Here is a 19,254-nt window from a genome sequence, read left to right as displayed (position 1 = left end):
TCAGCCTTCCGTCCAGCCGTGGTGGACATCGAAGCCCTCGCCCGACAGGAGCCCGAGGGTCTCGTAGAGCGGCAGTCCCACCACATTGGTGTATGAGCCGACAAGCTTCACGACGAAGCCACCGGCGATGCCCTGGATTCCATAACCGCCCGCCTTCCCGCGCCACTGGCCGGAAGCGAGGTAGTTTTCGATGTCGAGACCCGACAGGCGCTTGAAGCGTACCTTGGTGTCGATGACCTTCTGGCGCACCTTGCGATCGGGCGTGATGACGCAGATGCCGGTATAGACGCGATGACTGCGGCCGGAAAGCAGGTGAAGCGCGCTCGAGGCTTCCTCCACCATCTCCGTCTTCGGCAGGATGCGCCGACCGACCGAAACGACCGTGTCGGCTGCCAGGATGAAGCTGCCGGAAAATGCGGGATCGCTCTTGATGGCGGCGAGCGCCGCTTCCGCCTTGCTGGTTGACAGGCGCCGTGCCAGCGAGCGCGGGTGTTCGGACTTGCCGGGCGTCTCGTCGATGTCCATCGGCATCAGGCGCGCGGGTTCGATCCCCGCCTGCGCGAGGAGTTCAACGCGGCGCGGCGAGCCGGATGCCAGGATGAGCTTGCTGTTGAACGCCATGAAACCTCGCGAAACCGGTCTTAGCCACCGTCTGCGGCCGGTGGTCCGGCACGCTTACTTGAAACGGTAGGTGATCCGGCCCTTCGTCAGGTCGTAGGGCGTCATCTCGACGAGTACCTTGTCGCCCGCCAGAACGCGGATACGGTTCTTGCGCATGCGGCCAGCGGTGTGCGCGATGATTTCGTGCTCGTTTTCAAGCTTCACGCGAAACGTGGCATTCGGCAGCAATTCCGTCACGACACCTGGAAATTCGAGAACTTCTTCTTTTGCCATATTGATATGGGGTTCCTGTACTTTGCCTCCGGGGCAGGATGCCTGCCGGAAATTTGGCCGGAAACTACACAATCGCCGGTGTTTTGTGAACACCAATGATCCGGCTTTCTGCATTTGTGCCGCCCAAAGCGCGTCGGCAGGGCAAAAGGGAGGCTAACTCGGCGCCGCAAGGCCCGGATCAGGGGCTCCAGCCGTGTCGCGAAGCGCCCTCATTCGCCTCTCGATGCGGGCGGCAAGATGATTGCGCACATCACGGTAGGCAGAAACGATCTGCTCGCGCGTCCCCGTCACCACCGTGGGGTCAGCCGTCGGCCAATAGACCACCTCGACGGCGTTGGAACGGGTGAGCTCGAGGGCGGCGTGATGGGCTTCCGGCGCGAGCGTGACGATCACCTCGAAGTAGTCGTCTTCCAGTTCGTCCAGCGAATGCGGCTGGTGCGCTCCGAGCGACAGGCCGATTTCCTCCAGCACCACATCGACGAAGGGGTCGCGTTCCCCCGGCCGCACGCCGGCCGAGGCGACGTAGGTTCCGGCCGGCAACAGGCTTTTTGCGATCGCCTCCGCCATCGGCGAGCGTACCGCATTCATTCCGCACAGGAAGAGGACCGATCGCGGCAACCCGACTGACTGCATATCCTTGTCGGCAGGGAGCGCCATAGCCTCACCCCCGCCAGTAGAGCACGCAGACCAGCGTGAAGAGCCGCCGCGCGGTGTCAAAATCGAAGACGATCTTGCCCGACAGCCGGTCCATCAGCGTCTGCGAGCCCTCGTTGTGGATGCCGCGCCGTCCCATGTCGATCGCCTCGATCTGGCTCGGCGTCGCGGACCTGATCGCCTGGTAGTAGCTTTCGCAGATCATGAAGTAGTCCTTCACAATCCGTCGGAATGGCGTCAGGGAAAGGATGTGGGTCGCGACCTCGCCGCCGCTCTCCGTGGTGATGACGAAGACGAGCTTCGAATCCAGCAGCGAGAGCTTGAGCCGGTAGGGACCGCCCGGGTGGCCCACCGGCTCGAAGGTGTTTTCCTCGATGAGGTCGAAGATGGCGACGGCACGCTCGTGCTCGACATCCGGCGTGGATCGACCGATCGACTCGTCGAGGACCACGTCAGAAAGCCGGTAGCCGCCCCTCTTCGACATCCTTGCCTCATCCCTCCGGGTTGAGCCGGATGGAGACAGACCGGGCGTGCGCTCCGAGGCCCTCCGCTTCGGCAAGCGTGATGGCCGCAGGCCCGAGGGCGCGCAATTGCTCCGGCCCGAGCCGCAGGATCGACGTGCGCTTCATGTAGTCGAGCACCGAAAGGCCGGAGGAGAACCGGGCAGAGCGTGCGGTCGGCAGGACATGGTTCGATCCGCCGACATAGTCGCCGATCACTTCCGGGGTGTGGCGGCCGACGAAGATGGCTCCGGCATTGCGGATCTCCGCCACCATCGCCTCGGGGTCGGACATTGCGAGCTCGAGGTGCTCGGCGGCGATGCGGTTTGCAAGCGGCACGGCATCGCTCAGCTTCTCGACAAGGATGACCGCACCGAAATCGCGCCAGCTCGCCGTCGCCGTCTCGGATCGCTCGAGCGTTTTCAGCTGCCGCTCCACGGCCGCCTCGACGGAGGCCGCGAAAGCCTCGTCATCGGTAATCAGGATCGATTGCGCCCCGGGATCGTGCTCCGCCTGCGCGAGCAGGTCGGCTGCAAGCCAATCCGGGTCGTTCTCGCGGTCGGCGATGACCAGTACCTCCGACGGTCCGGCAATCATGTCGATGCCGACGGTGCCGAAGACGAGCCGCTTGGCGGCCGCCACGAAGGCGTTGCCCGGCCCGGTGATCTTGGCCACGGGCGAGATGGTCTCAGTGCCATAGGCAAGGGCGGCTACGGCCTGCGCACCGCCGATGCGATAAATCTCGTCCACGCCCGCGATTCGCGCGGCGGCGAGCACGGCGGGGTTCACCGCTCCGTCCTTGGCCGGAACGACGATGACGATGCGCGGCACACCGGCAACCTTGGCCGGCACCGCATTCATCAAGACGGAACTCGGATAGCTCGCCGTGCCGCCGGGCACATAGAGACCGACCGCATCGATGGCGGTCCAGCGCGAGCCGAGCCCGACGCCGAGGGCGTCCTCATAGAGGTCGTCCTTCGGAAGCTGGCGGGCATGGTGCTTGCGGATGCGCTCTGCCGCGAGTTCCAGGGCGGCGATGATCTTCGGATCGACAGAGGAAAATGCCGCGTCCAACTCCGCCGCGGTGACGGCCATCGGCACGACCGAAAAGTCGAGACCGTCGAAACGCCGGGTATAGTCGGCGAGTGCCGCATCGCCGCGGCTGCGCACGTCCTCGATGATGTCGCGCGCGATCGCGTTCACATCCTCCGAGACTTCGCGCTTGGTCGTGAGAAACGCGGCGAAACGCTGTTCGAAGTCGGCGTCGCGATAGTCAAGCCTGATTGCCAATTCGATTCATTCCCTGTGGTGCCCGGCCACCGGCGGGGCGAAACTTCACTCCGCCGGATGACGGGGCTTCAAGGTGGTTTCCCATGCTCCGCCCGTGTCCGCAAGCTGCACTTCCACGCATTCCACGTCGAGTGCGATCGAAGCCTGACCGGACATCAACACCTCGACCGTGCCATCCGGCCCTTCCCCTTCGGCTCGAAGCGCAACGCCAGCAGCGAGTAGACCGCTTCCGCGTCCTTGCGGTCGACGCCGATCGAACGCACTGCACTCACCCGCTTGAACGCAATTATCGCCCGGCGTCGTTCGAAACCCTTGCCACCCGCTGCGGCCTTCTCCCAGACGAAGCGGTTGGCGGCGATGCTGAAAAGGCCGTGACGGGCATCCCAGGAGAGGTCTCCGGCCTTGAAGACCGCATCCTGCATATGCGCGGAAACCACTGCAAGGTCTTCCGCATCGAGCGCAAGCAGTTTCAGACTGTCCATGCTTTCCTGTCCTTTACGACGCAACGACTTCAGGTCGGCTGCCTCTTTTGTCCTGCCTGTCGAAATAGGACGCCGTGCCTCCAACTGCAACACGCAAGCCGAGGCACGGCAAGGGAAATCAATCGCTGATGCGCTCCACCTTGGCGCCGCAGCGCGTCAGCTTCTCCTCGAGCCGCTCGAAACCGCGGTCGAGATGATAGACGCGCGACACGACCGTCTCGCCTTCCGCGGCAAGGCCGGCGATCACCAGCGAGACCGATGCGCGCAGGTCGGTCGCCATGACCGGCGCGCCGCGCAGCCGCTCCACGCCCTCGATCTTGGCTGTCTGGCCGGAGAGCGAGATCTTGGCGCCGAGGCGGGCAAGCTCCTGCACATGCATGAAGCGGTTCTCGAAGATCGTCTCGGTGATGTGGGAAATGCCGCTCGACTTGGTCATCAGGCCCATGAACTGGGCCTGCAGGTCAGTCGGGAAGCCGGGTACGGGTCGGTGACGACATCGACCGGCTTGATGCCGCCGCCGTTGCGCACGATGCGCAGACCGGTTTCGGTGGAGGTGATCTCCGCCCCCGAGCGCCGGATCGCCTCGAGCGCCGTATCAAGGAGCTTCGCTTCCGTGCCCTCGAGCACGACGTCGCCGCCGGTCATGGCCACTGCCATGGCATAGGTTCCGGTCTCGATGCGGTCGGGCAGCACGCGATGGCGGGCGCCGGAAAGCTGGTCCACGCCCTCGATGGTGACCGTCGCGGTGCCGGCGCCGCTGATCTTCGCACCCATGGCGTTCAGGCACTTCGCGAGATCCTGGACTTCCGGCTCGCGGGCGGCATTGCCGATCACGGTCGTGCCCGGGCAAGCGTTGCAGCCATCATCATCACGTGCGTGGCGCCGACGGATACCTTGGGGAAGGTGTAGCGTGCACCGACGAGGCCGCCTTCCGGCGCGCGCGCTTCGATATAGCCGCCGTCGATCTCAATGGTGGCGCCGAGCGCCGTCAGCGCCTCGATGAAAAGGTCGACCGGACGCGTGCCGATGGCGCAGCCGCCCGGCAGCGAGACACGGGCCCTGCCCTCGCGCGCCAGGAGCGGCCCAATCACCCAGAAGCTCGCGCGCATCCTGGAGACGAGCTCGTAGGGCGCCGTGGTATCGACAATGTTGCGCGAGGTGAAATGGATGGTACGCGAGTACCCTTCACTCTGGCGCTCGCGGCGGCCGTTGACCGAAATGTCGGCGCCATGGTTGCCGAGGATACGGATGAGCTGCTCGACATCCGCAAGGTGCGGCACGTTTTCGAGCGTCAGCGTATCGTCGGTCAGGAGCGAGGCGATCATCAACGGCAAGGCGGCATTCTTGGCGCCGGAAATCGGGATAGTGCCCCTCAGTTCGCTGCCGCCTACAATTCTGATACGATCCATGTATACCTACGGGCCTGGCCCGCCTTTCTGAAACGTCGGCTTTCGGAGAAAGCGCCTCTTTAGAGCAATGCAATACAAAAATGAAGTCTGCCGGCGCGCGGCTTGCGCGGCCGGTTGTCCCCATGCGCGACCGCCTCCGGACAAGGAGACGGCGACAGGGCCGACTAATCTCCTGATTCGTCCGTTTTTGCGGCAGGAAGGCCGATTGCCTCGTCTGCGGCACCGGAACGCCGTGCGCGACTCTGCTGCTTGCGGCGCTGCAAATTCTCGCGCAGCGTCTTCGCCAGTCGCTCCGCGCGCCGCTCCGCCTCGGTCTTCTGCTTCTGGGCGGCCTTCCCGCCCGTGTTTTCATCGTCCGTCATGACCGTCTCCATAGCGAAAAACCCCGCCTGCGAAAAGCTCGGCCGCACCTCATGCAATTTTTGTTGCGGCAATGTTGCGTTTGCGGCTTGCGCTGGGGGTCCAGCTGTGGCAATAGGCGCCTCGCTTGAAGCGAACACATCATGATCGCTTCGCTGAATGCTGCTATAGCTCAGGGGTAGAGCACTCCCTTGGTAAGGGAGAGGCCGAGAGTTCAAATCTCTCTAGCAGCACCATTTTCCCCTCAAGATCTCAACGACTTGCGAGTCCCCTCCCGAAGACCGATTGCTTGACGTCCGGCAATTCGGAAACTCGTGCTTCGCGCCGATTCACTTTGACAGACCCCCAAGCGATGGGGAAAACGCCTGCGGGGCCTCGCTTCGGCGTTTCGGCCGTCGTCTTCACTCCATCCGCCGGCGGAACAGCCAGGCGGCGGCGGTGAGGGTGACGATTGCGATCAGGCATAGGGGAACGGTCTGTCTGACGACCTCCTCGAGCGGAATGTCCTTGAGGAACACGCCCTTCACCACAACCAGGAAATAGCGGAGCGGATTGATGACGGTGACCGGCTGAAGCCAGTCCGGCATGTTCTCGATTGGCGTTGCGAAGCCCGAAAGCAGCATGGCCGGCACGAGGAACAGGAAGGCGCCGAGAATCGCCTGCTGCTGCGTCTTCGAAAGTGCGGAGATGAACAGGCCGAGCCCGACGACGGAGGCCAGATAGAAAAAGGCACTGCCGTAGAGCAGGAGAAGCGAGCCGCGCAGCGGTACGCCGAAGACGAAGACGGCCGCCAGGATATAGACCGAGATGTGGAACAGGCCGATGATCATCGGCGGGATAAGCTTGCCGATCAGAATCTCGTGGGTGCGAAGCGGCGACACCATCAGCTGGTCGAAGGTGCCGAGTTCGCGCTCGCGGGCGATCGAGAGCGCCGTGACGATGAGCCCGATCAGCAGCGCGATGCTCGCCACCAGGTTCGGCACCATGAACCACTGAAAATTGAGGTTGGGATTGAACCAGTTGCGGGGGATCGTCAGAACCGTTTCGGCAAGGTTGCGCTTGCCGGAGGGCGTCTCGGCCGAAAGCGTGCCGACGATCTGGATCAGGTACCCCGAGACGATCTGCGAGGCGTTTGAGCGGCGTCCGTCCAGGACGACCTGCAAGCCGGCCGGCCGGCCCGCCTCGATGTCACGCGAAAAGCTGGCATCGATGCGGATCGCCGCGGTGACCTGCTGCCGGTCGATCGCCCGGCGCAGCTGTTCGGGGCTGTCGGCGCGGGCGACGCTGCGGAAGGTCGGAGACGCCTCGATCCGCTGGACGAGCTCGCTTCCCCAATGGCCGCTGTCACGGTTCAGGACCATGATGTCGACATTGCGCACGTCAAGCGTCGCGGCGTAGGAAAACACCAACAGCTGTACGATCGGCGGGCCGATCAGGATCAGCCGGCTCTTCGGGTCCCGCAGCACCGCAAGCAGTTCCTTGACGATCAGCGATTTCAAGCGCAACCACCACATCAGCCAATCCTCTTGCGGGTACTGCGCGCTGCGAGCGCGAAAAGCGCCACCCCCATCAGCAGCATGACGGCGATCGCCTGCAGGAACATCGGCCAGATGTCGCCGGCGAGAAACACGGTCTGCAGGCTCGGGATGAGATAGCGCGCCGGCACAATATAGGTGATCCACTGGATCACCGTCGGCATGGAGTTGATCTCGAACAGGAAGCCGGACAGCAGGAAGGCCGGGAGGAACGCGGAGATCAGCGCCAGTTGCGAGGCAAGGAACTGGTTCTTGGTCGCGGCGGAAATCAAGAGCCCCTGCCCCAGCGCCGGGATCAGGAATGTCGCCGAAAGCGCATATAGAGCAAGGATCGAACCGCGGAACGGTACCGCGAAAAGGAACACGGCGAGGACCACGCACAGCGTCATCGAGGCGAGGCCGAGCAGGAAATAGGGAAGGATCTTGCCGGCGAGCAGCTCGGCCGCCGTCACTGGTGTCGCCATCATGGCCTCCATCGTGCCGCGCTCCCATTCTCGCGCGACCACGAGCGAGGTGAGCAGCGTGCCGACGAGCGTCATGACGATGGCGATTGAACCGGGGACAAGGAAGTTGCGGCTGGCAAGCTCCGGATTGAACCAGAAGCGTTGCTCGACCGAAATCGCCGGCAGTTCTCCACGGCTTTCGCTCGCCCGTTGCCTCTCCCATGTTGAGACGGTACCGCGGACATAGTTCTGCACGAAATTCGCCGTGTTCGGATCGGAGCCGTCGACGACGACCTGGATTGCCGGATTGCGCCGGGCCGCGAAGTCCGAGCCAAAGGATGCGGTGATGACGACGATGCCCCGAATGCGCCCGCTGACCAGATCCTCCTCGAACTCTCGCCGGTCGCGACCGAGGTCGGTGGTGAAATAGCGCGAAGCCTGGAAACTTGCGGCAAGGTCGTCCGTCAGCGGCGACGACAGTTCGTTGACCAGGCCGATGCGGGTATTGGTCGTATCGAGCGAGACACCGTAGCCGAAGAGGAAGAGAAGCACGAGGGGCAGGACGAAGGCGATCAGGATGCTGCTCGGGTCGCGGATGACCTGCAGGCTCTCCTTGCGCACGAGGGCCGCGAACCGAACGGCGCGGCCGGAGGATTGGGGCGTCATGATCATGCCGCCGCCCTTTGCTGCGAGCCCTCGACGAGCGCGATGAAGGCGTCCTCCATCGTCGGGTCTGGCAATGAGGGTGTCGCGACGCTACGCTTCAATTCGTCAGGGGATCCGAGTGCGATCGAGCGGCCGCGATAGATCAGTGAAATGCGGTCGCAATACTCGGCCTCGTCCATGAAATGGGTGGTGACGAGCACCGTCACGCCCTTTTCGACGAGTGCGTTGATATGCGTCCAGAATTCGCGGCGGGTGATCGGATCGACGCCCGATGTCGGCTCGTCGAGAAACAGGGCTTCCGGCTCGTGCATCACTGCACAGGCAAGCGCAAGGCGCTGCTTCAATCCGAGCGGCAGATCCTTCGCCGACATGTCGAGACGACGGCCGAGATCGAAGATTTCCGTCATCAGCGCGATGCGCCTCTTCTTGTCCGACCCGCCGAGGCCATAGACGCCCGCGAAGAAGGAGAGGTTCTGTCCGACACTAAGATCACCGTAGAGCGAGAACTTCTGCGCCATGTAACCGAGACGGTTGCGCGCCTGCGCCGCATCGCGCCGCAGATCGAAGCCCGCGACGCGGCCCTCGCCGCCCGTAGGCTTCAGGAGACCGCAGAGCATCTTGAACGTGGTGGACTTTCCCGCACCGTTGGGCCCTAGCAGACCGAAAATCTGGCCACGCGGGATCTCGAAGCTGATATTGTCGGCGGCAGTGAAATCACCAAACTGCTTCGTCAGTCCTCGGGCGACGATGACGGGCTGGCTGTCGCCCACCTCGTATCTGCGCTGTGCCTCTGCAAGCGCCGAGCGGCCGCCGGGACCGCCTCCGAGCATATCGACAAAGGCGTCCTCGAAGCGGGGCGCGACGAGCTCGGCATGCACTTCGCCGCCCTCGGTACTCGCAATGTCATCCGGTGTCGTACCTTGCCTCATGACCAGGCGGATCGCTTCCCCCTGGATCACGCCGTCGACCACATCCTTGCCGTCGAGCAGCCGCGCCAGCTCCTGCCGACGACGGCCGGTCGTGGCGGTGACGCGGTACACGCGGTTTTCGACCCGGCCGGTGAGCTCCGCCGGGGGGCCCGAAAAAAGAAGCTTGCCCTGGTTGAGAAGCAACACGCGGTCGCATGCCGCCGCCTCGTCGAGATAGGCCGTCGACCAGACCACGCCTATCCCCTCCTTGGTCAGGTTCTCTACCATCGCCCACAATTCGCGGCGCGATATCGGATCGACGCCCACGCCGGGCTCGTCAAGAAGAAGAAGCCTGGGCTTCTTCAGGAGCGCGCAGGCAAGGCCGAGCTTCTGCTTCATTCCGCCGGAGAGCTTCCCCGCCAGCCGCGTCGTAAAGCGCGCGAGGTCGGTGAAGGTCAGGAGCTCGTCGTAGATCGCCGGACGTTCGCGGGGCGGCAGGCCGCGCAGGTCGGCATAGAGGTCGAGATTTTCGCGGATGGAGAGGTCTTCGTAGAGGCCGAAGCGCTGCGGCATGTACCCGATCGCAGCCTGGATCGACGCCGGATCCCGCCGCGTGTCGAAGCCGAGAACGCTCACCTCGCCGTTGTCCGGCAGCATCAGCCCGGTCATCAGGCGGATCAGCGTCGTCTTGCCCGCTCCGTCCGGCCCGACAAGACCGGTGATCTCGCCGCCGCGGATCGTACCCGAGATGCTGTCGAGGGCCGGGGCGGCGTCCGCGGCAAACCGCTTCGCCACGTCGGTCAGGCGCGCGACCTCGTTTTCCACGGACACGATCGGCGCGCTCATCGCTCTGCGACCTCCGGCGAAGGCAGGTGGATCGACACCGGCATGCCCTGCCGCAAAGCGGCATCAGCGTCCGTCACGATGATGCGCAAGCGATAGACGAGGTCCGTGCGCAATTCCGGCGTTTCCACCGACTTGGGCGTAAATTCCGCGACCGGCGAAATAAAGCCGACCGTTCCCGAGTAGCGCTTGGCGCCGCTGCTGTCCGAAGTGATCTCCACTTTCATGCCCGGATGGACACGTCCGAGATTGGTCTCACCGACATAGGCGCGCACCCAGACCGGCGCATTCAGAGACAGGACGAGCACGGTATCCGACGGGGCAACGATGGCCCCCATCTCGCGTACACGGGAAAGAATGACGCCGTCGCTCGGTGCCTTTAGTTCGGTGTCGTCCAGGGAGATCTTCGCGGAGGCCAGGGCAGCCTCAGCCGCACCAAGATCGGATTCGGCCGCGGCGATATCCTCTGCACGGCTGCCTTCCTCGAGAAGCTTGAGCGCCTCCCTGGCGGATTCAGCACGCGCATCGGCACTCGCCTTGCCCGCGACAGCACGATCGAGCGTCGATTGGGAAATCGTGCCCGACGGGCCGAGCCGCTTTGCCCGATCGAGGTCGAGTTCGGCGTTTTCGAGATCCGCCAACGTCTCGTTGTACTGGGCGCGCGCCTGGGCGATTTCCGTCGCCCGGGCACCGGCCCTCAGCTTTTGGAGCGTCGCGCGCCGGGCGCCGACCTCGGCTTCGGCAGCCCTGACGGCAGCCTGGTGCGGGGCTGCATCGAGGCGAGCGACGACTGCGCCGGCCTTGACCGTGTCGCCTTCGTCGACGGCAGTCTCGGAGACGCGACCGCTGACGCGGAAGCCGAGCGAGACCTGGCGAATGTCCACATTGCCGTAAAGGCGCAGTTCATTGGTTTGCTGTGGCATCAGGCCGAGCTTCTGCGGTACGTCATACCACCATGCGGTGCCCGCGGCGACGGCGGCCAGCAGGACGGCGGGAACGAACAGTTTCATGACGTGGCTCCATCCGGGCGGACGGCTGCGACAAGCTCTGCCGCAAGCCTCTGAACAGTCTCGATTTCCTTGGGCCCGACACTCTCCCAATCCATCTGTTTCAGCACGGCCGCATGTGCGACGCGGAAGATCATGATGTTGCCGACGAAGGAGAGCGTGCGCAGACGCACATGGGCACTGTCCTGCGGCTCATCCAGAATGACGCCGATCAGGCGCCGTGCGGTGCCGATCATCGGCCCCATGATGCTCTCGTAGATCCGCCGGAAAGCTTCCGTGGGTTCCATCTGTTCACGGATGATGAAGCGGGCCCAGGGCTCGGAGGTCTTGCTCATGAACAGGGTGACCATGGTCTGCGCCATCATGGTCAGGATCGCTCGGGCCTCCGTCACGCCAAGTGCCTGCCCCGCTTCCTCCAACGCAGCCAATCGGCTGGCGATCTGTCCGCGCATCTCGCCGGTATAGGAGCCGATCTGCGCGGCGAGGTATTCGGCAGTTGCCAGATAGAGACCCTCCTTGCTGCCGAAATAGTAGGGGATCGCCTGGAGGTTGACGCCGGCGGCCTCCGCCAGCTGTCGGGTCGAGGCGCCGTCGAAGCCATAACGGCCGAAGACGCCGATGGATGCGCTCAGGAGCTTCTCGCGTGCCGCATCACTTCGTGAAAGGGGGGGTGTCATATTTTTCATATCGCGAATATACATCACAACGAAATTAAGTCAATCGATTGATTGAAAACTCGAGCAAGGCTTTCCTGAGTAACCCCAAGCGCAACTCGCAGCTCCGCTGCAACCCAGCGCCGGTCGCGCCGCCGCCGGCCGGCGACCGGCAGATCCCGACGGTCGAAGCAGCACGATGTCTGACCAGGAGGTGCTTCACGGAGCGGATTATCGAAGGGAACAGGTCGCCCAAGCCCAGGAGCGGGTGCTGTGACCGGAGGAGCAAGCGGAAGGCCACGCAACCGGGAAGGATCGCGCCTCCCCGGGGGCATAGAGAAAATACGCCGGTCGTCGCCGGCGTATCCTTATCCGGAGATGGCCGACGCTATTTTGTCGCCGCCCCCTGATCCATGGATCTCATCAGCGCCTCGACCATCTGATCGATGCTGAAGCTTGCGGAGCGTTGGCTGGGCGGAAACTCCTTGAACGTTTGAAGGAACGGCGCAACGCGCCACACGCCGTACTGGATCAGGTAGGCGTTCTTGGCCAGCCAGTCGTAGTATTGGTCGGAGACGACGTCCGCCCGTTCATAGGGGTCCATGCGCAGGTTGAAGACCTTGGGCGCACGCAGGCACGTGAACGGATTTGCCCATACCGAAAATCCGCCCGGAGCACGCTGCTCGCAGAAGACGATCTTCCAGTTACCATAGCGATATGCGACCACCTCTCCGTCGTCGTTGAAGTAGTAGAATTCCTCACGCGCCGACTTCGGCTGTTCGCCCGTCAGGTAGGGTAGCTGGTTGTAGCCGTCGAGATGAACCTTAAACGGTTTGCCGGCGACATCGGTCCCCTTGACGAGCCGCTCCTTGATATCGGGATCGCCCGCGGCAGCAAGCAGCGTCGGGAACCAGTCGAGCCCCGAAACCATATCGTTGGAAACTTCCCCGGCCTTGACCTTGCCCGGCCAGCGGATCATCGCCGGTACGCGGAAGGCTCCTTCCCAGTTCGTGTCCTTTTCGCTGCGGAACGCCGTCGTTGCGGCATCTGGCCAGGACCACTGGTTGGGGCCATTGTCAGTGGTGTAGACGACGATCGTGTTGTCGGCGACCTTGAGGTCGTCCAGCGCCTTCAGGAGCTTGCCCACGTCGCCGTCATGCTCGACCATGCCATCGGCATACTCGTTGCCCGGCATGCCGCTCTGACCTTGCATGCTCGGCCTCACATGGGTGAAGGCGTGCATGCGGGTCGTGTTCATCCAGGTGAAGAACGGCTTGCCCGCCTGCACCTGCTTCTGCATGAAGGCAATGGCCGCTTCCGTCGTTTCGTCGTCGATCGTCTCCATCCGCTTGCGGTTGAGTGGGCCGGTATCGTCGACCTTCCCATCGGCGAAGCTGTGGAGCACTCCGCGCGGCGAATTGCTCTTCACGAAAGCCGCGTCGTTCTTCGGGTAATAGGGCCGCTCGGGCTCCTCTTCTGCGTTCAGATGATAGAGATTGCCGAAGAACTCGTCGAAGCCGTGCGCAGTCGGCAGGAACCGGTCCTGATCGCCGAGATGGTTCTTGCCGAACTGTCCCGTCGCATAGCCGAGCGGCTTCAGCGCCTGGGCGATTGTGATGTCCCGGTCCTGAAGGCCGACGGGGCGCCGGGAATCCCCACCTTGCAGAGCCCGGTACGCAGGCAGGTCTGCCCGGTGATGAAGGTCGACCGACCAGCCGTGCAGCTGTTCTCCGCGTAGTAGTCGGTAAACATCATGCCCTCTCGGGCGATCCGGTCGATGTTCGGGGTCTTGTAGCCCATCACGCCAAACGAGTAGGCGCTGATATTGGTCTGGCCGACGTCATCACCGAAGATGACGAGGATATTCGGCTTTGCCGCATCTTGCGCATGTACCGGTGCGGCCGGGCCGGCAATCGACGAGACAAAGACGGTTCCGGCAAGCGCCAGGGCGTTGGGGCGCAACGCCATGGTGGCAGCCCGACCAAGGCCGCCGCAAACACTCTTCAATGCAGGAATCATTGCGATGCTCCTTACGAACCAAGATGATTGAGAGGCAATTCCCAACAGGCGGAGGCTACAACCGCGCCAGGATGTGGTAGAGCTTGACGACTTGCAAGTTACAAAAAATTGTAATTCTTTGAATTACATTGCAGTTATTTCCACCCTTTCGAAATCATCTAAATCTGGATTGAGTGCCGGCAAGGCGGATTGCTCTCGTGTCGGCTCGTTGCGCGTGTGCTGCAGCCATGCTCGTCTGGCTCTGTCGAGCCCCGCCATGAGACCGTCCGACTGTCCACCGCGGCGACCGGAGCCGGATGAGCCATGGAGGGCGCGCTGAAGACCGTCATAGGCCGCCACAGTGCCGGCGTCGGCGAAACCATGCAGCCATTCGGCCAGAGGGACGATCCTGGCCTTGCGCGACCACGCATCGAGAGCCTGCGCAAGCTCGACTTCGGATCCGTCCCGGCAGGCGATCTCCACCTTCCGGAAGAACGCCGCCTCCGAGCTTTCCCGCCGCGCCCGCCGATCCTCCCAGCGCGTCTCAAGCCAGGTCAATCCAAGAGCGCTGCCCCCTATGGCGAGACCCGCGCCCAGCACCGCGGCTGCAGCAACGGCAATTCCCACCCAGCTCACCGGTGTCGACCTCTCGCCCGAAGGTGGAGGCGCCAACCCCGTCTGGATGGCCGGCGCCGCGGCGACGGTCACGGTGACCGCGGGCGCGGTTTCATGCTGCGTCGTCGCGGTGGCGGGATCAAACCAGCTTATGTCCACTGCCGGGAGTACGTAGGTGCCGGGCTCGGAAAACAGATAGCTCGCCACATTCTTCCGCAGCCCGGCGATCGCCTCGCCATTCTGGTCCTTCTCTTCCGAAAGCACCGGGTCCTGCCTGTAGATGCGCACGCCCGCGGGTGCCGCGAACTCCGGCTCGGGAATCATCATGGCCCGCAGGCCCTCGGCACGAATGTTTGTCGTTCGCACCAGTGTATCTCCGGCCCTGAGCGTCGCCGGATCGTGGTCAAGGTCCTGCGTCAGGGTGACCTTGGCGGACACGACTCCCGAACCACCCGATGCAGCGCCCGGCGCGGCCCCGATCGTGAAACGGAACGGCGGCAGCGTCACCCTGCCCTTGGTGGTCTGCCCGGGCACCGCCGCATAGCCGAAGACGATCTCCGCCGGCGGCAAGGTGTAGTCGCCCGCCGCCAGCGGAGTGATCGCGTAGGTGCGGCGGATGCCGGAATAGTCGGTTCCCTCGGCGGTCTCGTTGAGGTTCAATGCCCGGCCGTCCTGAAGTGTCACGACCGTACCCGGCAAGTCGAACGGAGGAAATTGCGGCGGTTCGAGGAAGTAGTTCGGCACGAGGACATCGACATCGATGAGGATCTGCTGGCCGACGTAGAGTTTTCCAGTTGTCTGCAGCGCCACCCGGGCAAAAGGATCGGCGGCATGACCGGCAACCGCCGCCGCGAGCCAGCAGAACAGCGTCAACAACGGCCAGAAGGTACGTCTTGCCTTACCGCTCGTCATTGCCCCGCTCCCGAAGCCTCGATCGCGAACTTGCGAGCGAGAAGATCCGCCGGCGACACCTGGATGTTGCGCATCCACATGTCCGCGGTCTGCGCGCCGGCCTCGACCTTTCCCTCCTTGCCGCGCTTGCCCTTGTCGTCGAACTGGATCTTGTCCGGCGAAAGGTCCGCCGCCTCCTGCTGCTGCTCGTCCTCCTCGTCGTCCTTCTGTTTCTTCCGCCGCTCCGCAAGTGACAGATTGGCCTTCGCCTCGAGCCAGTCCACGCGCTGCTTCAGCGCCTGCTGGTAGGCGGTGATGGCTTCATCCGGTTTATCGAGGTGCATCAGGGCGTTGCCCTGATTGAAGTAACTCTCGGCAGTGTTCGACTGCGCAAAGGCATCGATCGCGTCCTGGTAGCGGCCGGCGCGATAGAGCGAAACGCCGCGCCAGGCCGGATCGGCAAAGTGATCAGCGGCAGCCGCATAGTCGCCATGCTCGAAGGCACGCCGTCCCTGCTGGTCGAGTGTCTGCCAAAGATCGATGAAGGTGACATCTGCCGCTTCGGCCCGATCGGCGAGGTTCAGCGAAACGGCGAGCAGGCCGGCACCGAACCAATGGATGACATGACCGCGCCTGAAGCTGAAAGCGGCAAGCAGGGCGATCGGGATAGTCAGGTACCACCCCATGTCGCGCCACCGGGTCAGGCCTTCTTCCGACTTCTCGGCGAACGACGTCTGGATCCGCCTGACGATCCAGTCCACATCACTGTCATCGAGAGTAATAGTCGCCACCTCGACCCCGGAAGCGGATTGCAGCTCCTTCAGTACCGCGACGTCGAGGCGTGCCTGGACGCGTGCACCGGTGCTATCAGTCAGATATTCTCCATCTCCGATCTTCACCGGACCGCCTTCCGGCGTGCCGATGCCGAGCACCATCAGATCGTTGCGACCCTTGTAGCCGGAGAATGCGCCAAAGGCACCGCGCTCGACGCCGTCGGTCATGAACAGGATCGTCCCCGGCGACGTTTCGTCGGAGAGCGCGGCCTCCACGGTCGCCAGCGCCTTGGCGGTATCTTTTCCGGCCACGGGCATCAACGCCGGCGAAAGCGCAGCCAGATAGGTAGAGACCAACGCGGCATCATCGGTCAGGGGCAGCACCATATGGGCGGAGCCGGCATAGGCAAACAGCGCCGTGCGCGCGCCTTTTCGCCTCGCCATGACATCCTGAACCTTGAGCTTGACCCGTTCGAGCCGGGTCGGGGTGATGTCGGTGGCATTCATCGTCGGGCCGAGATCGATGGCGATCGCAAGCGGCGCGGTATCCTCCACGAATGGCGGGCGTTCCCGCTCCCAGGTTGGCCCCGCGGCCGCGATACCGGACAGGGCGATGAGGCCGGCCACCAGATGGACCGGGCGAAAGCCGGAGCTCCCGCCTCGGTCGACGAGGAGGTGGTCGAGCAGGTTCGGTGCGATCAGGTCTTTCCACCTTGAGCGCATGTCCGATTGCCGCGCGAGGATCCAGAGCAGCAGGATTGCCGCCGCCACCGCCAGCAGCCACCAGGGGCGCAGGAAGTGGAAATCGGCGATCATGCCTCGGCCTCGCTGTTCCTTCGCCGGGAGCTGATGGACTGGAACCACATCAAGGCGTGATAGCCGAGCACGAGCAGGACCGCGGCGCCGAGCGGATAGTAAAACAGGTCGATCCGAGGGCGCCAGCTCAGCGTCTTCTGGTTTGCCGGCGTGATTTCGTCGAGCAGTGCATAGATATCGGCAAGTCCTTTCTGGTCCTGGCCGAGAAAGAAGCGCCCGCCGGTCGCGGTGGCGATCTTCTCGAGCATCGCGGTATCGAGCTTCTGTTCACCCTGAGCATTCGGGTCGCCGATCCCGATCGCGTGGATGCGGATGTGGTTGTCGTTTGCGATTTCCGCGGCCTTGTCGGGCGGCATCTTGCTTGCGGTGTCATTGCCGTCGGTCAGGATGATCAGCACCTTGTCCGGGGCATTGCTCTTCTGGAACAGCTTGATCGAAAGGCCGATCGCATCGCCCACCGCAGTGCTTGGCCCCGCCATGCCGGGCAGAGTGCCGGCGAGCATGCTGCGGACCGTGCCATGATCCATGGTGAAGGGAACAAGCGGGTAAGGAGCGTCGCCAAAGGCGATCAGTCCCAGGCGATCGTGCGGCCGCCGGTCGATGAAGTCAGCGACCACCGCCTTCACACCGTCGACACGCGCTTCAAGATTGCCCTGCGGATCGCGAAAGTCACGCGTGTCCATCGATTGCGAAAGGTCGAGCGCGAGCATCAGGTCGCGCTGCGGCTCAGTCTTCTCGATCGGCGGTTCGACATATTGCGGCCGGGCCACTGCCAAGAGCAGCAACAGCCAGCAGAGCGGCCGGATGATCTTCTGCAGAAGGTTGGCTCGCGGAACGACCGCGCCTTCGGTCGGGCCGATACCGGCCGCTTTCGCAATGTCGTCGAAGAAGGGTATTCGGACGGCCGGCGTCTGTTCGCTATAGGGTGGCAGCAGCCACCAGAAGAGCAGCGGCAAGGGGAACAGCAGCAGCAGCCACGGATGATCAAGGGTGTACATCGTGGCCCTCGATCCATTGGCGTGCGGCGGAAATCGTGCGCCGGGCCGCGCCTTCGTCCACCATGGCGAGCGCAGGCACCCGGTACTGGGTTTCGGCAAGGAAGCGATAGGCATCCTCGTCGATCCTCGCCTTGCCGGCATGGGCCTTGAGGAAATCGGACCAGCCCGGTCCGCTGAGTGCTGCAACCGTTTCGCGCGGCCATGCTGCGAGCGCGGTCCGCTTGATGAGTGCCGGCAGGGATGCGAGAGCGTAGCGACGTGCTGCAGGCCCTGCGATCGACGCCTCCAGCTTCGAAAGCTCCGCCAATGCCTCACGCCTGTAGCGGTTCTGCGCGCGGTGGCGCAGCCAGCGCCACAGGAAAAAGGCGAGCGTGAGCGCGACGACGGCGGCCAACACCGCCCATCCCCACGTCGCAGGCATCATCGAGACGGGGGGCGGCAAGGCGATGTCGGCCAGTTCCCGCAGAGTGGCGTCGAGCATCGGATCCTGCGGTGGGGTAGAAGGCTCCATTCAGCGCCTCCTCTGCCGCCAGGCGAGCTGGCCGAGAAGCGTGCGCAACTGCGGTGCCACCTCTTCAGCAGTGGAGATAGGCAACATCGGCAGCCCCATCTCCTTCTGCCACGACAGCAATTCGCGGCCGCGGGTTCGGGCGAAGTTGTCCACTGCATCACGAACATTGCTGCGGCCGAACTGCAGTTCCGCCTGGAGCGCGCCGCCGCTCACCACCATTTCGCCGTGACGCGGAAGGTTCAGGAGAAAGGGATCGTAGACCAGGATGGCGATCACGTCGTTAGCCACGGACATCCTGAGGAGAAGGTCGCGCGTCGAGGGTCCATGACCGTCGAAGTCGCTGACGACAATGATCAGGTGATCGTGACGGGCAACGGCCGCGACCTTCGAAAGGACTGCGTCCAGCTGTCCGGCCGCCCTCTTGGTCTCAGACGCTGCACTCAGCGCGTTGTTCTTCTTCGCGATCGCCTCTGCAAAGCGGATCACCGCCTCGCGGCTACGGTGTGGCCGGATGGCTTCCTCATCCACGTCATCGAAGACCATTCCACCGACGCGGTCTCCGAGTGCAACGACCCGCCATGCGCAGAGTGCGGCCACTTCGGCGGCTGCAACCGATTTCATCGATCGGCGGCTGCCGAAGAACATGTTGATACGCTGGTCGACGACGACGAGCGCCGGCCGGTCCTTTTCCTCGTCATAGACACGCACGAAAGGCTGCCCCGTGCGAGCGGTGACCCGCCAGTCGATCGTGCGGATGTCGTCGCCCGGCAAGTAGGTGCGGAGTTCCTCGAAACTGAGGCCCCGGCCGCGAATGCGCGACTCGTGGCGGCCAGCGAGAAGGCGGCGCACGGGACCCTTGCGCAGGAAGGTCAGGTCGCAGGCGATCAGCTCCAGCGCGGCGAGGTCGTCGACGGAGACGTAGACACCGTCGGATCGGCGCGTGTCTGTCCGCACGATCCCTTTAGTCCTTCCGAAGGCCGGCAGAGAAATCGCCACTGCAAGTCCCTC

At 63.8% G+C, this 19,254-nt stretch carries 16 protein-coding genes, 1 tRNA gene and 3 pseudogenes; 1 reads left to right on the top strand and 19 read right to left on the bottom strand.

The window, feature by feature from the left end:
- From F3Y30_RS06220 to F3Y30_RS06185, 8 genes and pseudogenes are all read right to left on the bottom strand, one after another.
- On the bottom strand, positions 1–621 hold the full coding sequence (locus F3Y30_RS06220) for a Maf-like protein (protein WP_203425624.1): 621 nt from the start codon (positions 619–621) through the stop codon (positions 1–3).
- Between the two features lie 54 nt (positions 622–675).
- Positions 676–894, bottom strand: coding sequence for a translation initiation factor IF-1 (infA, locus tag F3Y30_RS06215; RefSeq protein WP_004435948.1), 219 nt, complete (start codon positions 892–894; stop codon positions 676–678).
- A 153-nt stretch (positions 895–1,047) separates the two neighbouring features.
- Positions 1,048–1,551, bottom strand: coding sequence for a low molecular weight phosphatase family protein (locus F3Y30_RS06210; RefSeq protein ID WP_246752886.1), 504 nt, complete (start codon positions 1,549–1,551; stop codon positions 1,048–1,050).
- A 4-nt stretch (positions 1,552–1,555) separates the two neighbouring features.
- A complete protein-coding gene (locus F3Y30_RS06205; RefSeq protein WP_203425623.1) occupies positions 1,556–2,032 on the bottom strand; it encodes a UPF0262 family protein in 477 nt (158 codons plus the stop codon).
- Between the two features lie 7 nt (positions 2,033–2,039).
- A complete protein-coding gene (hisD, locus tag F3Y30_RS06200; protein ID WP_203425622.1) occupies positions 2,040–3,338 on the bottom strand; it encodes a histidinol dehydrogenase in 1,299 nt (432 codons plus the stop codon).
- Positions 3,339–3,383: 45 nt separating this feature from the next.
- Positions 3,384–3,820, bottom strand: a pseudogene (locus F3Y30_RS06195) (DUF2948 family protein).
- 118 nt (positions 3,821–3,938) lie between these two features.
- Positions 3,939–5,229, bottom strand: a pseudogene (gene murA / locus F3Y30_RS06190) (UDP-N-acetylglucosamine 1-carboxyvinyltransferase).
- Positions 5,230–5,393: 164 nt separating this feature from the next.
- The gene (locus tag F3Y30_RS06185; protein ID WP_203425621.1) at positions 5,394–5,591 is read right to left on the bottom strand and encodes a hypothetical protein; all 198 of its coding nucleotides are present in this window, start codon (positions 5,589–5,591) and stop codon (positions 5,394–5,396) included.
- A 159-nt stretch (positions 5,592–5,750) separates the two neighbouring features.
- Here F3Y30_RS06185 and F3Y30_RS06180 point away from each other — a divergent pair.
- Positions 5,751–5,825 (top strand) — tRNA-Thr (locus F3Y30_RS06180).
- A gap of 165 nt (positions 5,826–5,990) precedes the next feature.
- On the opposite strand, the gene F3Y30_RS06175 is transcribed toward F3Y30_RS06180, so the two are convergent.
- The 11 genes and pseudogenes from F3Y30_RS06175 to F3Y30_RS06125 all read right to left on the bottom strand — a co-directional run bounded on the left by F3Y30_RS06175 (position 5,991) and on the right by F3Y30_RS06125 (position 19,242).
- Positions 5,991–7,103 carry an ABC transporter permease gene (locus F3Y30_RS06175; RefSeq protein ID WP_203425620.1) on the bottom strand — a complete coding sequence of 371 codons (1,113 nt, stop codon included), beginning with the start codon at positions 7,101–7,103 and terminating at the stop codon, positions 5,991–5,993.
- Positions 7,103–8,239 carry an ABC transporter permease gene (locus F3Y30_RS06170; RefSeq protein ID WP_246752885.1) on the bottom strand — a complete coding sequence of 379 codons (1,137 nt, stop codon included), beginning with the start codon at positions 8,237–8,239 and terminating at the stop codon, positions 7,103–7,105. The genes F3Y30_RS06175 and F3Y30_RS06170 overlap by 1 nt, the downstream gene beginning before the upstream one ends.
- Complete coding sequence (locus F3Y30_RS06165) at positions 8,236–9,987, bottom strand: ATP-binding cassette domain-containing protein (protein WP_203425619.1); 1,752 nt, start codon at positions 9,985–9,987, stop codon at positions 8,236–8,238. The genes F3Y30_RS06170 and F3Y30_RS06165 overlap by 4 nt, the downstream gene beginning before the upstream one ends.
- Positions 9,984–10,994, bottom strand: a complete 1,011-nt coding sequence (hlyD, locus tag F3Y30_RS06160; protein ID WP_203425618.1) for a secretion protein HlyD — start codon at positions 10,992–10,994, stop codon at positions 9,984–9,986. The genes F3Y30_RS06165 and hlyD overlap by 4 nt, the downstream gene beginning before the upstream one ends.
- Positions 10,991–11,668 carry a CerR family C-terminal domain-containing protein gene (locus tag F3Y30_RS06155; protein ID WP_246752884.1) on the bottom strand — a complete coding sequence of 226 codons (678 nt, stop codon included), beginning with the start codon at positions 11,666–11,668 and terminating at the stop codon, positions 10,991–10,993. Before F3Y30_RS06155 ends, hlyD begins: the two co-directional genes overlap by 4 nt.
- A 364-nt stretch (positions 11,669–12,032) precedes the next feature.
- Positions 12,033–13,612: pseudogene (locus F3Y30_RS06150) on the bottom strand (arylsulfatase).
- Between the two features lie 174 nt (positions 13,613–13,786).
- Positions 13,787–15,169 carry a BatD family protein gene (locus F3Y30_RS06145; protein WP_203425616.1) on the bottom strand — a complete coding sequence of 461 codons (1,383 nt, stop codon included), beginning with the start codon at positions 15,167–15,169 and terminating at the stop codon, positions 13,787–13,789.
- On the bottom strand, positions 15,166–16,737 hold the full coding sequence (locus F3Y30_RS06140) for a VWA domain-containing protein (RefSeq protein WP_203425615.1): 1,572 nt from the start codon (positions 16,735–16,737) through the stop codon (positions 15,166–15,168). Before F3Y30_RS06140 ends, F3Y30_RS06145 begins: the two co-directional genes overlap by 4 nt.
- Positions 16,734–17,735, bottom strand: a complete 1,002-nt coding sequence (locus F3Y30_RS06135; protein WP_203425614.1) for a VWA domain-containing protein — start codon at positions 17,733–17,735, stop codon at positions 16,734–16,736. The genes F3Y30_RS06140 and F3Y30_RS06135 overlap by 4 nt, the downstream gene beginning before the upstream one ends.
- Positions 17,722–18,246 carry a DUF4381 domain-containing protein gene (locus F3Y30_RS06130; RefSeq protein ID WP_203425613.1) on the bottom strand — a complete coding sequence of 175 codons (525 nt, stop codon included), beginning with the start codon at positions 18,244–18,246 and terminating at the stop codon, positions 17,722–17,724. The genes F3Y30_RS06135 and F3Y30_RS06130 overlap by 14 nt, the downstream gene beginning before the upstream one ends.
- On the bottom strand, positions 18,247–19,242 hold the full coding sequence (locus tag F3Y30_RS06125; protein ID WP_203425612.1) for a DUF58 domain-containing protein: 996 nt from the start codon (positions 19,240–19,242) through the stop codon (positions 18,247–18,249).
- Between the last annotated feature and the right edge of the window lie 12 nt (positions 19,243–19,254).

This window comes from Sinorhizobium sp. BG8 (genome assembly GCF_016864555.1).
In the GTDB taxonomy this organism is placed as follows: domain Bacteria; phylum Pseudomonadota; class Alphaproteobacteria; order Rhizobiales; family Rhizobiaceae; genus BG8.
Note: the sequence above shows the minus strand (reverse complement) of the source record. Positions and strands in the feature narration are given on the sequence as shown.

Excerpts from the sequence above, each read along its gene's own strand:
- F3Y30_RS06165 (WP_203425619.1), bottom strand. The coding sequence starts at position 9,987 with ATGAGCGCGCCGATCGTGTCCGTGGAAAACGAGGTCGCGCGCCTGACC.
- F3Y30_RS06140 (WP_203425615.1), bottom strand. The coding sequence starts at position 16,737 with ATGATCGCCGATTTCCACTTCCTGCGCCCCTGGTGGCTGCTGGCGGTG.
- F3Y30_RS06145 (WP_203425616.1), bottom strand. The coding sequence starts at position 15,169 with ATGACGAGCGGTAAGGCAAGACGTACCTTCTGGCCGTTGTTGACGCTG.
- F3Y30_RS06130 (WP_203425613.1), bottom strand. The coding sequence starts at position 18,246 with ATGGAGCCTTCTACCCCACCGCAGGATCCGATGCTCGACGCCACTCTG.
- F3Y30_RS06175 (WP_203425620.1), bottom strand. The coding sequence starts at position 7,103 with ATGTGGTGGTTGCGCTTGAAATCGCTGATCGTCAAGGAACTGCTTGCG.
- F3Y30_RS06210 (WP_246752886.1), bottom strand. The coding sequence starts at position 1,551 with ATGGCGCTCCCTGCCGACAAGGATATGCAGTCAGTCGGGTTGCCGCGA.
- infA (WP_004435948.1), bottom strand. The coding sequence starts at position 894 with ATGGCAAAAGAAGAAGTTCTCGAATTTCCAGGTGTCGTGACGGAATTG.
- F3Y30_RS06220 (WP_203425624.1), bottom strand. The coding sequence starts at position 621 with ATGGCGTTCAACAGCAAGCTCATCCTGGCATCCGGCTCGCCGCGCCGC.
- F3Y30_RS06170 (WP_246752885.1), bottom strand. The coding sequence starts at position 8,239 with ATGATCATGACGCCCCAATCCTCCGGCCGCGCCGTTCGGTTCGCGGCC.
- hlyD (WP_203425618.1), bottom strand. The coding sequence starts at position 10,994 with ATGAAACTGTTCGTTCCCGCCGTCCTGCTGGCCGCCGTCGCCGCGGGC.
- F3Y30_RS06185 (WP_203425621.1), bottom strand. The coding sequence starts at position 5,591 with ATGACGGACGATGAAAACACGGGCGGGAAGGCCGCCCAGAAGCAGAAG.
- F3Y30_RS06135 (WP_203425614.1), bottom strand. The coding sequence starts at position 17,735 with ATGTACACCCTTGATCATCCGTGGCTGCTGCTGCTGTTCCCCTTGCCG.
- F3Y30_RS06155 (WP_246752884.1), bottom strand. The coding sequence starts at position 11,668 with ATGACACCCCCCCTTTCACGAAGTGATGCGGCACGCGAGAAGCTCCTG.
- F3Y30_RS06205 (WP_203425623.1), bottom strand. The coding sequence starts at position 2,032 with ATGTCGAAGAGGGGCGGCTACCGGCTTTCTGACGTGGTCCTCGACGAG.